The sequence below is a fragment of the Leifsonia naganoensis genome (assembly GCF_013410615.1).
In the GTDB taxonomy this organism is placed as follows: domain Bacteria; phylum Actinomycetota; class Actinomycetes; order Actinomycetales; family Microbacteriaceae; genus Leifsonia; species Leifsonia aquatica.
In genome coordinates this window covers 2,883,036-2,895,320 of the sequence record NZ_JACCHJ010000001.1, presented here as the reverse complement: position 1 = coordinate 2,895,320, position 12,285 = coordinate 2,883,036, and the positions used below count along the sequence as shown (strand labels likewise).

Below are 12,285 nucleotides of genomic sequence, written 5' to 3'. Positions count from 1 at the left end.
CGTCAACATGGCCGAGTCTGGCCTACGCCTCCCGCCGAAGTCAACGCCTGATCTCGGAGCGGGCGTCACATGACGGCGCGCATTCCCGCGGCGACATGTCCCCACAACGTATGCGGCCCCGCGACCAGGAAGGTCGCGGGGCCGCAGGAAAAAGCAGGTGAGTCGCTAGGACGCGAGGACCTCGTCGAGCAGGCTGGAGGCCTTCTCGTCATCGGTCTTCTCCGCCAGGGCGAGCTCGGAGATCAGGATCTGGCGAGCCTTCGCCAGCATGCGCTTCTCGCCGGCCGAGAGGCCGCGGTCCTGATCGCGGCGCCAGAGGTCGCGCACGACCTCCGAGACCTTGATGACGTCGCCCGACGCCAGCTTCTCCAGGTTCGCCTTGTATCGGCGGGACCAGTTGGTGGGCTCCTCGGTGAACGGAGCGCGCAGGACCTCGAAGACGCGGTCCAGGCCCTCTTTGCCGATCACGTCGCGGACGCCGACGAGGTCGACGTTCTCAGCGGGGACCTCGATGGTCAGGTCTCCCTGGGTCACGTTGAGCTTGAGGTACAGCTTCTCTTCACCCTTGATGATTCGTTTCTTGACCTCGGTGATCGTTGCAGCACCGTGATGGGGGTAAACGACGGTTTCGCCAACCTCGAAAAGCATAGATATGTTGTCCCTTCAGCAAAGAATAGGATACCACACGAGGCACATGCTAAGGTTCGCCCTCGCACCCTCCCGGGCCCCCGAAGCGCCCTCGCGCATACGCTAAACTCGACTCGAATCTCCGCTTTCTGACAAGGCTGCACCGCGCCGTCGAGCGGAACGATCGGGAGGGTCATCCAGTGAAAGCTCGAGTCGCGGCGTCCGTCGTCCTCGCCCTGACGGTTGCATTCGGCACCGCGGGCTGCGGCCTCATCGCCCCGCAGGCCACCACCAAGCACTACGACGCGAGCGACGGCGTCAGCGGCAGCGTCGGCACCATCGACGTGCGCAACGCGATCATCGTCACCGACGCGTCCGGCGGCACGGTCGGCAGCCTCGTCGTGACCCTCGTGAACACCGGCTCGACCGCTCAGCGCGTCACCGTCACGGCCGGTGACAAGAGCACCGAGCCCGCGTACGTGACCGTCGACGCCGGCCAGACCAAGAAGGTCGGCACCGAGCCGAAGTCGACCTCCGGCAACGTCTTCTTCTCGCCGTTCTCGACGCTCCCCGGCAGCCTCTTCCCCGTCTACTTCCAGTACGGCGACCAGACCGGCGTCCAGCTGCAGGTGCCCGTCCTCGACGGCGCGCTCCCCGAGTACGGGGACCTCGTCCCGCCGACCGCACTGCCGACGGCCACGCCGACCGCCGTCCCGACGCCGGGAGAGACGTCGACTCCGGCTCCGACGGAGACCGCTGCTCCGTAGTCCGCGCCACCACGTACGACGAAGCCGCCCCTCACTGCGAGGGGCGGCTTCGTCGTTCCGCGGTCGAGACCGCGCGTCAGGCGTTGAAGCGGTAGCCGAGGCCGCGCACCGTCACGAGCATCTGGGGCTCGGAGGGGCTCTCCTCGATGCGCGACCGGATGCGCTTGATGTGCACGTCGAGCGTCTTCGTGTCTCCGAAGTAGTCGCTCCCCCACACCCGGTCGATGAGCTGACCGCGGGTGAGCACGCGCCCGGCGTTGCGGAGCAGCAGCTCCAGCAGCTCGAATTCCTTCAGCGGCATGGAGATCTCGGAGCCGTTCACGGCGACGGTGTGGCGGTCCACGTCCATGCGGACGGTACCGGCCTCCAGGATGCCGTCGTCCTCGAGCTCCTCCGCGTCGACCCGGCGGCGGAGCACCGCGCGGATGCGGGCGAGCAGCTCGCGCGACGAGTACGGCTTGGTCACGTAGTCGTCGGCCCCGAGTTCCAGCCCCACGACGATGTCCACCTCGGAGTCCTTGGCGGTCAGCATGATGATCGGCACGTTCGAGCGCGAGCGGATCTCGCGGCAGACCTCGGTGCCCGGGATGCCCGGGAGCATCAGGTCGAGCAGCACCAGGTCGGCGCCGCCCTTGTCGAACTCGGCGAGGGCGGTCGGGCCGTCCTCGGCCACGGTCACCTCGTAGCCCTCACGGCCGAGCAGGTACGCGAGCGGCTCGCTGAGCGCGGCCTCATCCTCGACGAGCAGGATGGATGTCACAGGTTCTCTCCTATCGGGGGACGAACGGTGGAGGCTTCGGGCAGCCGGATGGTGAAGGTGGAGCCGCGGCCGGGCTGCGACCAGACGCGCACCTCGCCGCCGTGGTTCTGCACGGCGTGCTTGACGATCGACAGGCCGAGGCCCGTGCCGCCCGTGTTGCGCGAGCGGGCCTGGTCGACCCGGAAGAACCGCTCGAACACGCGGTCCAGGTCGTCCTCCGGGATGCCCTCGCCCTGGTCGGTGACCGCGATCTCGACGACGCCGTCGAGGGTGCGGACGCCGATGCCGACGCGGGACTCGTCCGGCGAGTACTGGATGGCGTTGGAGATGAGGTTGTCGACCGCGGTGACGAGCAGGCTCTCGTTGCCGAGCACCTCCGCGGCCTTCTCCCCGCGCATGGCGATCTCGATGCCGCGCGCCTCCGCCGCCACCCGGTTCTGGTCGATGGCGGCCTTCACGATCTTCGCGGCGGAGAGGGTGCGGGCGTCGCCGAGCGCATCGGTGGCCTGCAGCCGGCTGAGCTCGATGATGTCGCGGGTGATGCGGGCCAGGCGGTCCGCCTCCTCGCTCAACCGGTGCGCGAACCGCCGTACCTGCTCGGGATCGTCGGAGGCGCCGTCCAGGGCCTCTGCGAGCAGGCCGACCGCGCCGATCGGGGTCTTCAGCTCGTGGCTGATGTTCGCCACGAAGTCGCGGCGCACCGAGTCGAGGCGGAACGACTCCGTGCGGTCCTCCGCGAGCAGCAGGATGTAGCGGGACCCGAGGCGGGCGACCCGCACGCTCAGATGGATGTTCGCGTCGCCGAACGGGCCGCGGGCCAGCTCGCACTCCTCCGTCACCGGTTCGCCGGAGCGGCGGACGCGGTCGACGAGCTCGACGAGGTGCGGGTGCACCAACGTCCCCCCCCACACCAGGCCGATGGCGTGCGCGCCCGGGGAGGCCTTGATCACGTTGTTGGACGGGTCGATCACGACGCCGGCCGACTCCATCGCGTCGAGCACCTGGTCGACGCCGTCGGGCACGGCCGGGTTCACCACGGCCGCGGCGTGGTCGCCGCGCCGGGCGGCGATGTGCAGGATCCACACGAATCCGGCGCCGACGGCGAGGCCCAAGCCCAGCGAGAGCAGCACCAACCAGGCGGAGTCCATGCGGCAAGCGTATGGGATGGCGGAACGCGCGGGTGGCCGCGTGCCCCGTTCCGCCGCGTGTTTTCGCGGGTACGTTAGACAGTGTTCGGGCTCAGGTCACCCACTGTTAACCTGGTGCGGCGAACATGCTGAGCGGGGTCATTCGACCCCCGCATCCCGCGTGCCCGCGCACGCCCAGGAAGGATCCCACCCCCCATGCGCGAAGTTTTCCAGCAGGAGCTGGCCGAAGTCCAGGACCGCCTGGTCGAGATCGCCGAGCTCGTCGTCCGCTCGATCCAGGATGCGACGCGGGCCTTCAACGAGTCCGACGTGTCGCTCGCCGAGGACGTCATCGCCAACGACAAGAAGATCGACGAGCTCACCGTGCTCCTCGACGAACTCTCCATCCAGATCCTCGCCCGGCAGCAGCCGGTCGCGCGCGACCTGCGCATCGTCGTGAGCGCGCTGCGCATCAGCGCGTCGCTCGAGCGGATGGGCGACATGGCCGAGCACATCGCCCAGCTCTCCCGCTACCGCTTCCCCGACAAGGTCGTGCCGAAAGGCCTGCGCAGCACCTTCGCCGAGATGGGGCGCCTCGACGTCGCCATCGCGGAGAAGCTCGCCGAGCTCCTGCGCTCCCAGGACATCCGACTCGCGGACGAGATCCGCAACGACGACGACGACGTCGACGAGCTGCACGCCAGCGTGTTCGACAAGGTCCTCGGCGAGACCTGGAAGGGTCAGGCCGTCGACACCGTCGACGCGACCCTCGCCTCCCGGTACCACGAGCGCTTCGCGGACCACGCGGTCTCGATCGCCAAGAAGGTGCAGTACCTCGCGACCGGCGACTGGGCTCCCGAGCTCGCCTCCTGAACCCACCCGCTCCGTAGCCGCCGAGCACAGGAAAAGGGCTCCCGAATCGTCGATTCGGGAGCCCTTTTCCTGTGCTCGGGGGCTGGCGGCTACTTCTTGCCCTGCGCGGCGACCGCGGCGGCACCGGCGGCGGCGGCCTCCGGGTCGAGGTAGTAGGCCGGCTCGGTCGGGCGGAAGTCCGCGTCGAGCTTGTAGACCAGGGGGATGCCGGTCGGGATGTTGAGCTCGGCGATGTCGTCGTCCGAGATGCCGTCGAGGTGCTTCACCAGCGCCCGCAGCGAGTTGCCGTGCGCGGTGACGAGCACCGTCTTGCCCTCCGCGAGGCTGACCGTGATGTCGGACTCCCAGTACGGGAGCATGCGCTCGATGACGTCCTTCAGGCACTCGGTGCGCGGCAGGTCGTCGCCGAGGCCGGCGTAGCGAGGGTCGTGCGCCTGCGAGAACTCGCTGTCGTCGTCGAGGGGCGGCGGCGGCACGTCGAACGAGCGGCGCCAGAGCTGGAACTGCTCGGGGCCGTACTTCTCCAGCGTCTCGGCCTTGTCCAGGCCCTGCAGGGCGCCGTAGTGGCGCTCGTTGAGTCGCCACGTGCGCTTCACGTCGATCCAGAGCCGGTCGGAGACGTCGAGCGCGTAGTTCGCGGTCTGGATCGCGCGCGTGAGCACGGACGTGTAGAGGATGTCGGGCTGCAGGCCGGACTCGGCGAGCAGCTCGCCGGCACGCTTGGCCTCGGTGACGCCCTGCTCGCTGAGCCGGACGTCCACCCAGCCGGTGAACAGGTTCTTCTGGTTCCACTCGCTGTTGCCGTGGCGGAGGAGGATCAAAGTGTAGGGCGCGGACATGGCTCCTAATCTACCGTGCCGGGTACGGCAGACTGGAGCGATGGCTTCCGGTGCGATCGGCACGGTGACGCGTGGCACGACCAACACCAACCGGCTGCGCCGTGTCGACCGCTGGGTCGCGGCCCAGCCGGTGCTCCGGCGTACCCACGACCCGCTCGTCGTCGACCTCGGCTACGGCGCCAGCGGCGTGACCGCGCTCGAACTGCACCAGCGGCTGGCGAAGGCGCGACCGGATGTCGAGGTCGTCGGCCTGGAGATCGAGCCGGCCCGGGTGCGCACCGCCGAGGAGCAGCTCGTGGCGGTGCGCGCCGGGCAGACCGGCTTCGCGCCCGACGCGCGCATCCGCTTCGCCCTCGGCGGCTTCGAGGTGCCGCTACCGGACGAGCGACGCGCGGCCGTGATCCGCGCGTTCAACGTGCTGCGGCAGTACGACGAGGGGGAGGTCGCGGCCGCGTGGAACCGGATGCTGGCGCGGCTCCAGCCCGGCGGACTGCTCGTCGAGGGCACGTGCGACGAGATCGGGCGCATCGCGAGCTGGGTCGCGCTCGATCCCGGCGGACCGGTCTCCCTCACGGTGTCGCTGCGCCTCCGCGGGTTGGAGGCGCCGTCCGTGGTGGCGGAACGCTTACCGAAGGCGCTCATCCACCGCAACGTGCCGGGCGAGCGCGTGCACGCGTTCCTGACCGAGCTGGACCGGTTGTGGCGCATCCACTCGCCACTGGCGGCCTACGGACCATCGCAGCGCTGGATCGCCGTCGCGCAGGGCATGCGCGACGCCGGCTGGCCCATCAGCGGCGGCCGCTCGCGCTGGCGGCTCGGCGAGCTGACCGTCGCGTGGAGCGCCGTCGCGCCCGCGTGACGCCTCGGCCGCCCCACATTTGGCCCAAATGTCGAGTTTGGGCGCCGCATTCGCGACATTTGGTGCAAATGTGCGGGAGGGATGCGGTAATGCTCAGTCGCGCGGGCGGCGCGTGACCGCGCCGAGGCGCGGGAGGTGCGGGATCTGCGCCTCGGCCCCGGCACCGGGAGGCACGACGACCTCCTGTGCGGCCGCCACCAGCGTGCCGTCGGCGTCGACCGTGAGCGTCTCGTCCGGGGCGGTGCTGCGCTTCACGACGGCGAGCGCGATCGGCCCGAGCTCGTAGTGCAGGGCGGTGGAGGTCACCGTGCCGACCTCCTTCTCGCCCAGCGAGACCGAGGCGCCGCGCACCGGGTGCGCACCCTCGGAGCCGTCCAGGTGCAGCATCACGAGGCGGCGGGGCGGGTGGCCGAGGTTGTGGACCTTCGCCACCGTCTCCTGCCCGCGGTAGCAGCCCTTGTCGAGGTGGACGGCGCTGCGCAGCCAGTCGAGCTCATGCGGGATGGTGCGCTCGTCGACCTCGGTGGAGAACCGCGGCCGCCAGGCGGCGATGCGCAGAGCGTCGGCCGCCGAGGCGCCGGCGGCGGTCAGCTCGCCGCTCTCGACGCGGGCGACGATCGACTCCAACGCGTCCCGCGGGACGAGCCGCTCGCTCCAGGTCCAGCCGGCTCCGGGATGCTCGCCCTGCGCGTACTGGTGGCCTCCGACCGCCACGGCGCGCCACGGATCGTGCCAGATGAGCGGCACCCCGTTCGGCGCGGCGATGGGGAGGGGCGGATCGCCGAGGGTGCCGACCGTCGCGAGGTCGTCGCTGCGGTCGGCGAGTTCGACGCGGAGCATGAAGCGCATCCGGTCGAGCCACGACAGCAGGCCCTCGGCCTCGGGGCGGTCGACGAGCAGCCAGAGCGTCTCGCCGTCTTCGACGAGCCGGACCGCGTGCTCGACCCGGCCGGTCACATCCAGCAGCAGCGTCTCGGACGACTCCCCGGGCTGCAGGCGGGTGAGCGCCTGGCTGGTCAGCGAGTTAAGCCAGCTCAGCCGGTCCGGTCCGGTGATGGTGAGGACGGCGCGGTCGGAGAGGTCGACGATGGCACGGCCCTCGGCGAGCGCGCGCTGCTCCCCGAGCGGGTTGCCGTAGTGGGCGGGGACGCCGGCCTCGGCCGTCGCTCCCGGAATCGCGGCAGCGTCGACGGCGCCGGGCAGGCGGAGGAACGGCGAGGGGGTCATCACTCCGCCTTGGCGAGGCGGGCGGACGCGTGCGTCCGGAGCTCCTGGCCGAGCGCGGCGATGTCCCACGCCCAGAGGAGGTGGTTCTCGACGAGCCCGTACAGGCGAGTGGCCGCCGTGTACTCCTTGGCGCCTGCGGTGCGCACGACGGCGTCGGTCGCCAGGTCGATGCGCGGCCCGCTCACCTGGCCGAGGTAGAGCTCGCTGACCCCGTCCGGGTGGATGACGGAGACGTCGATGTCGAAGGCGCCGTTGGAGTTGCGCAGCGTCTCGACCGCCTGCGCCGTGCCAAACGGCCTCGGGCCGGAGCCCGGCAGCATCGCCGGCCCCTGGTCGCCCTCGATCAGTTTGCGACTGAGCCGCCAGTAGCCGGTCTCGGCCGCGAGCGGGGTCTTCTCCTCGTCGAGGATCCAGGAGGTCGACGAGTAGTTCAGGTACGGCTGGCCGTCGTGGCTGAAGCTCACGCGCTGGCCGAACTCGAGCTCGGTGTGCTCGTCGCCGATGGCGTAGTCGAGCACGCCGGTGCCCTCCCAGACGCCGATGAGCCAGGAGAGCGGCACCAGCTCGGAGGGGAGGTCGGTCGGGATCTCGATCATGACGTGACCGCTCCCCCGCCTAGCGCTGGCCGCGGAAGAGGTTGTAGACGACCAGTCCGGAGACGCCGAGGATCGCGAGGGTGGCCAGGCCCAGCAGGCCGACGAAGAGGAGTTCGAGAGCGACGAGCATACGGAGAGTCTATGTCAGCCGGCGGCCGAGACGATGGCGAGGACCGCTCCGGTGACCCCGAGGATGACGAAGCTGCCCGTGAGCGTCGCCGCCAGGCGGTTGACGAAGCCGTCCTTGCGCTGGGTCGCGAGCTGGGCCGCGAACGCCAGGAGCACGCTCACGCCCAGGGCGAGCGAGAGCCAGGAGGCGTATGCGCTGTGCGGTGAGAGGACGCCGATGAGCACCGCGAGCACGATCGAGACGGCCCAGACGGAGCCGACGCTGCCGTAGAGAGCGGGTCGCGGCATCGGCTCCGGCGGCTCGACGGCCGCGGCGGGGCCCTGCGGATGCGGACCGGGACCGGGCAGATCCGGCCCGGGCGCGCCGTTCGCGATGTCGCTCATGAACCCATTGTGCCCTGAGCGCGGCCCCCGCGGACGGCCGGGGCATGCATTTCGGGTAGCATTACGGCACCGAGAGGGTGGAGGACCTGGGTGGCGCAGCTGTTGATCCTCACCTCTGCGCCCGACGTGGAGGTGCTGCCTTCGCTCGCCCTCCTCAGTCATCGCACGCGCCAGATCCCCGCCGAACCGGCGGCGCTCGTGAACGCCCCGAGCTGCGACCTCATCTTCGTCGACGCCCGCCGCGACCTGGCCAGTGCGAAGTCGCTCTGCAAGATCCTGACCACGACCGGTGTGACCGTGCCGCTTCTGCTGGTCCTCACCGAGGGCGGCCTGACCGCCGTGAGCGCGGACTGGGGCGCGAGCGACGTGGTGCTCGACTCCGCCGGCCCCGCCGAGGTGGATGCCCGCATCCGTCTCGCCATCGGCCGCCAGACGCAGGAGCACTCGCAGAGCAAGATCCAGGCCTCGGGGATCACGATCGACGAGGCCAGCTACTCGGCCAAGGCGCACGGTCGCCAGCTCGACCTGACGTTCAAGGAGTTCGAGCTGCTCCGCTTCTTCGCGACCCACCCCTCCCGGGTGTTCACCCGCGAGCAGCTGCTCAGCGAGGTGTGGGGCTACGACTACTTCGGCGGCACCCGCACCGTCGACGTGCACGTGCGACGCCTGCGCGCGAAGCTCGGCGACCTGGAGTCGCTCATCGGCACGGTGCGCAACGTCGGCTACCGGTTCAACGTGTACGACGACGACAACGACCGCGTGCCGTCGAGCGTCCACCACTGACCGGCGTCCAGCGCCGCACTGTGGAGAGCGCGTTTATCCACCGTTAACCGGACCCCGTCCCCGACGTCGCAGGCGAGTGCCAAGATGGGGGGATGGACGCCGATGACATCCTCCTCGACAGCGGGCTGACCGGAAGCCTGGGCAGCGATTTCGACGACGACTTCGCGCCCTTCATCTACGAGCCCGACCCGGACCTGCCGGACGACCGGTACCTCGACCGCGAGATCAGCTGGCTGGCGTTCAACCAGCGCGTGCTCGAGCTCGCGGAGGATCCGCTGGTGCCCGTGCTCGAGCGCGCCAACTTCCTCGCCATCTTCGCGAGCAACCTCGACGAGTTCTTCATGGTCCGCGTGGCCGGACTCAAGCGCCGCATCGCGACCGGTCTGGCCGTTCCCACCAACGTGGGGCGCGCCCCGCAGGACGTCCTCGCCGACATCTCCCTGAAGGCGCACGAGCTGCAGGAGCGGCACGCCCGCGCCTACCGCGAGCTGGTGGAGCCCGACCTCGACGCCGCCGGCATCTCCGTCGTGCCGTGGGACCAGCTCGACGAGGCCGATCGCGCCCAGATGCGCGAGGTGTTCTCGCAGCAGATCTTCCCGGTGCTGATGCCGCTCGCGGTCGACCCGGCGCACCCGTTCCCCTACATCTCGGGACTCTCGCTCAACCTCTCCGTGCGCGTGCGCAACTCCCGCACGGGCAAGGAGCAGTTCGCGCGTCTCAAGGTGCCCCAGATGCTCCCTCGCTTCGTGCGCATCGACCAGCGCGAAGGGCTCGGCGAGGTGCGGTTCATCCCCCTCGAGGACCTGATCGCCAACCACCTCGGCGACCTCTTCCCCGGCATGGAGATCCTCGATCACCACGTCTTCCGGGTGACCCGCAACGAGGATGTGGAGGTCGACGAGGACGAGACGGAGAACCTCATCCAGGCGCTCGAGCGCGAGCTGCTGCGCCGCCGGTTCGGGCCGCCGATCCGGCTCGAGGTCACCGACGACATGGACGACGTGACGCTCGGGCTGCTCGTGCGCGAGCTCGACGTCACCGAGCAGGAGGTCTACCGCCTCCCCGCGCCGCTGGATCTCGGCGGACTCTTCGATCTGGCCCGCATCGACCGGCCGGACCTCCACTACCCGAACCACGTGCCGACCACGGCCGCGCAGCTCATGCCGACCGAGCCGAACGCCAAGCCCAACGTCTTCGCGGCGGTCTCGCGCGGCGACATCCTGCTGCACCACCCCTACGAGTCGTTCGCGACCAGCGTCCAGGCGTTCCTGGAGCAGGCCGCAGCCGACCCGCACGTGCTCGCCATCAAGCAGACGCTGTACCGCACGTCGGGCGACAGCCCCATCGTGGAGGCGCTCATCGATGCGGCCGAGGCAGGCAAGCAGGTCCTCGCCCTCGTGGAGATCAAGGCACGGTTCGACGAGCAGAACAACATCTCGTGGGCCCGCAAGCTCGAGAAGGCCGGCGTGCACGTCGTCTACGGTCTCGTCGGGCTCAAGACCCACTGCAAGCTCGCGCTCGTCATCCGCGAGGAGAAGGGCGTCCTCAAGCACTACAGCCACATCGGCACAGGCAACTACAACCCCAAGACGTCGCGCATCTACGAGGACCTCGGCCTGCTGACGGCCGACGACCAGGTGGGCAAAGACCTCACGCGTCTCTTCAACGAGCTCTCGGGCTACGCCATCGAGAAGAAGTTCAAGCGACTCCTCGTGGCGCCCCTCCACCTCCGCAAGGGACTGCTCAAGCGCATCGATACCGAGCGCGCGAACGCCGCCGCGGGCAAGCCGTCCGGCATCCGGATCAAGCTCAACTCCATCGTCGACGAGGCGATCATCGACGCGCTCTACCGTGCCAGCCAGGCCGGCGTGCCGATCGACCTGTGGGTGCGCGGCATCTGCGGCCTCGTCCCCGGCCGTGAGGGGCTGTCGGAGAACATCCGCGTCCGCTCCGTGCTGGGCCGCTACCTCGAGCACTCCCGCGTGTTCTCCTTCGTCAACGACGGCGACCCCCAGGTCTACATCGGCAGCGCCGACATGATGCACCGCAACCTCGACCGCCGCGTCGAGGCCCTCGTGCGCCTGACGTCGCCCGAGCACATCGCCGAGCTCGACGGTCTGTTCGACCTCGCCTTCGACGGCCGCACCGCCTCGTGGTCGCTCGCCGAGGACGGCGACTGGACCCGGCACCACCTCGACGAGGACGGCAAACCGCTGATCGACCTGCAGAATAAACTCATGCAGCAGATCAGCCACCGTCCGCGAAGCCAGCGCACGGGAAGCAGGCGGTGAGTCCGGCCATCTACGCCGCTGGTGCCCTGTGCTGGCGGGTCGTCGACGATCGCATCGTCGTGCTCGTCGTGCACCGCACCAAGTACGGCGACGTCACCATCCCCAAGGGCAAGGTCGACCCCGGCGAGACTCTGCCCCAGACGGCGATCCGCGAGATCCGCGAGGAGACCGGGCTGAAGGTCGGTCTCGGCCTCCCCCTCGGCGTCTCCCGCTATCCGCTCAGCAGCGGACGCGAGAAGATCGTCCACTACTGGGCCGCCGAGGTGTCCCCGAAGGCCATCGAGCAGTCGACCTTCGTGCCGAACAACGAGATCGCCGCCGTCGAGTGGGTCACGATCAAGAAGGCGCGCGGCTACCTCACCTACGAGCGCGACGTCGAGATCCTGGACGCGTTCGACGGCTTCCTGCGCCAGGGCATCACGTCGACGTTCTCGCTCATCGCCCTGCGCCACGGCAAGGCGGAGCCGCGTGGCGGCTGGGACGGCTCCGACGCCTCCCGCCCCCTCACCGACCGGGGCGTCAAGCAGGCCGCCGGAGACGTGCCGACCCTGGTGGCCTGGCGGCCGAAGCGCATCGTCACGAGCGACGCGGTCCGCTGCGTCGCGACGGTCGCGCCCCTCGCCGCAGCGACGGGGATCCAGCCGCATCGCACCCACGACATCAGCCAGGAGGCATACGAGGAGGGTCAGGGCGACGTGCGCTCCGTCGTCGGCAAACGCATCCGAGCCGGCAAGAACGCGGTGCTCTGCAGCCACGGCCCGGTGCTCCCGGAGATCCTGCGCGAGATCGCGCTCGCGACGGGGACGATGCCCGGCGCGTACCTCAACGACGCCGCCGATCTCGACACCGGCGGCTTCTCCGTCGTGCACCTGTCGTCGACGAACCCCGCCTCCGGCATCATCTCGATCGAGACCTACGCGCCCGCGGCGGTGTGAGTACGTGCATTCGTGATGAAATCTTCACCGCTGCAACTCTCCGGCTCGTGCACCCCTCTGCCATGATCACTGGTGGGGGACATCGGGT

At 69.8% G+C, this 12,285-nt stretch carries 13 protein-coding genes; 6 read left to right on the top strand and 7 right to left on the bottom strand.

All coding sequences use genetic code 11. From position 1 onward, the window contains the following. Window positions 1-165 precede the first annotated feature (165 nt). The gene (locus HNR14_RS14025; RefSeq protein WP_021763858.1) at window positions 166-648 is read right to left on the bottom strand and encodes a CarD family transcriptional regulator; all 483 of its coding nucleotides are present in this window, start codon (window positions 646-648) and stop codon (window positions 166-168) included. A 179-nt stretch (window positions 649-827) separates the two neighbouring features. On the opposite strand from HNR14_RS14025, the gene HNR14_RS14020 reads away from it, so the two are divergent. After that, a complete protein-coding gene (locus HNR14_RS14020; RefSeq protein ID WP_343064491.1) occupies window positions 828-1,394 on the top strand; it encodes a hypothetical protein in 567 nt (188 codons plus the stop codon). 76 nt (window positions 1,395-1,470) lie between these two features. On the opposite strand, the gene HNR14_RS14015 is transcribed toward HNR14_RS14020, so the two are convergent. Together HNR14_RS14015 and HNR14_RS14010 are read right to left on the bottom strand one after the other, a co-directional pair. Continuing rightward, complete coding sequence (locus tag HNR14_RS14015; protein ID WP_021763856.1) at window positions 1,471-2,154, bottom strand: response regulator transcription factor; 684 nt, start codon at window positions 2,152-2,154, stop codon at window positions 1,471-1,473. Next, window positions 2,151-3,302, bottom strand: a complete 1,152-nt coding sequence (locus HNR14_RS14010) for a sensor histidine kinase (RefSeq protein ID WP_021763855.1) — start codon at window positions 3,300-3,302, stop codon at window positions 2,151-2,153. The genes HNR14_RS14015 and HNR14_RS14010 overlap by 4 nt, the downstream gene beginning before the upstream one ends. A gap of 195 nt (window positions 3,303-3,497) precedes the next feature. Between HNR14_RS14010 and phoU the strand changes: the two genes are divergently transcribed. Continuing rightward, window positions 3,498-4,154, top strand: a complete 657-nt coding sequence (phoU, locus tag HNR14_RS14005) for a phosphate signaling complex protein PhoU (protein ID WP_021763854.1) — start codon at window positions 3,498-3,500, stop codon at window positions 4,152-4,154. Window positions 4,155-4,243: 89 nt separating this feature from the next. On the opposite strand, the gene HNR14_RS14000 is transcribed toward phoU, so the two are convergent. After that, a complete protein-coding gene (locus HNR14_RS14000; protein ID WP_179701522.1) occupies window positions 4,244-4,993 on the bottom strand; it encodes a phosphoglyceromutase in 750 nt (249 codons plus the stop codon). A 40-nt stretch (window positions 4,994-5,033) separates the two neighbouring features. Here HNR14_RS14000 and HNR14_RS13995 point away from each other — a divergent pair, with 40 nt between their 5' ends. After that, window positions 5,034-5,852 (top strand): class I SAM-dependent methyltransferase, encoded by an 819-nt coding sequence (locus tag HNR14_RS13995; protein ID WP_179701521.1) that lies wholly within the window; start codon window positions 5,034-5,036, stop codon window positions 5,850-5,852. Window positions 5,853-5,945: 93 nt separating this feature from the next. Here the strand turns inward: HNR14_RS13995 and ygfZ are convergent, their stop codons facing one another. The 3 genes from ygfZ to HNR14_RS13980 all read right to left on the bottom strand — a co-directional run bounded on the left by ygfZ (window position 5,946) and on the right by HNR14_RS13980 (window position 8,188). After that, window positions 5,946-7,079: a CAF17-like 4Fe-4S cluster assembly/insertion protein YgfZ gene (gene ygfZ / locus HNR14_RS13990; RefSeq protein WP_179701520.1), complete on the bottom strand. Its 1,134-nt coding sequence runs from the start codon at window positions 7,077-7,079 to the stop codon at window positions 5,946-5,948. Further along, window positions 7,079-7,675: a heme-binding beta-barrel domain-containing protein gene (locus tag HNR14_RS13985; RefSeq protein WP_179701519.1), complete on the bottom strand. Its 597-nt coding sequence runs from the start codon at window positions 7,673-7,675 to the stop codon at window positions 7,079-7,081. The genes ygfZ and HNR14_RS13985 overlap by 1 nt, the downstream gene beginning before the upstream one ends. A gap of 144 nt (window positions 7,676-7,819) precedes the next feature. After that, the gene (locus tag HNR14_RS13980; protein ID WP_246311573.1) at window positions 7,820-8,188 is read right to left on the bottom strand and encodes a hypothetical protein; all 369 of its coding nucleotides are present in this window, start codon (window positions 8,186-8,188) and stop codon (window positions 7,820-7,822) included. 90 nt (window positions 8,189-8,278) lie between these two features. On the opposite strand from HNR14_RS13980, the gene HNR14_RS13975 reads away from it, so the two are divergent. The 3 genes from HNR14_RS13975 to HNR14_RS13965 all read left to right on the top strand — a co-directional run bounded on the left by HNR14_RS13975 (window position 8,279) and on the right by HNR14_RS13965 (window position 12,197). After that, window positions 8,279-8,971: a response regulator transcription factor gene (locus HNR14_RS13975; RefSeq protein ID WP_179701518.1), complete on the top strand. Its 693-nt coding sequence runs from the start codon at window positions 8,279-8,281 to the stop codon at window positions 8,969-8,971. Between the two features lie 92 nt (window positions 8,972-9,063). Further along, window positions 9,064-11,262, top strand: a complete 2,199-nt coding sequence (locus HNR14_RS13970) for an RNA degradosome polyphosphate kinase (RefSeq protein WP_179701517.1) — start codon at window positions 9,064-9,066, stop codon at window positions 11,260-11,262. After that, complete coding sequence (locus HNR14_RS13965; protein ID WP_179701516.1) at window positions 11,259-12,197, top strand: NUDIX domain-containing protein; 939 nt, start codon at window positions 11,259-11,261, stop codon at window positions 12,195-12,197. The genes HNR14_RS13970 and HNR14_RS13965 overlap by 4 nt, the downstream gene beginning before the upstream one ends. Window positions 12,198-12,285: the final 88 nt, after the last annotated feature.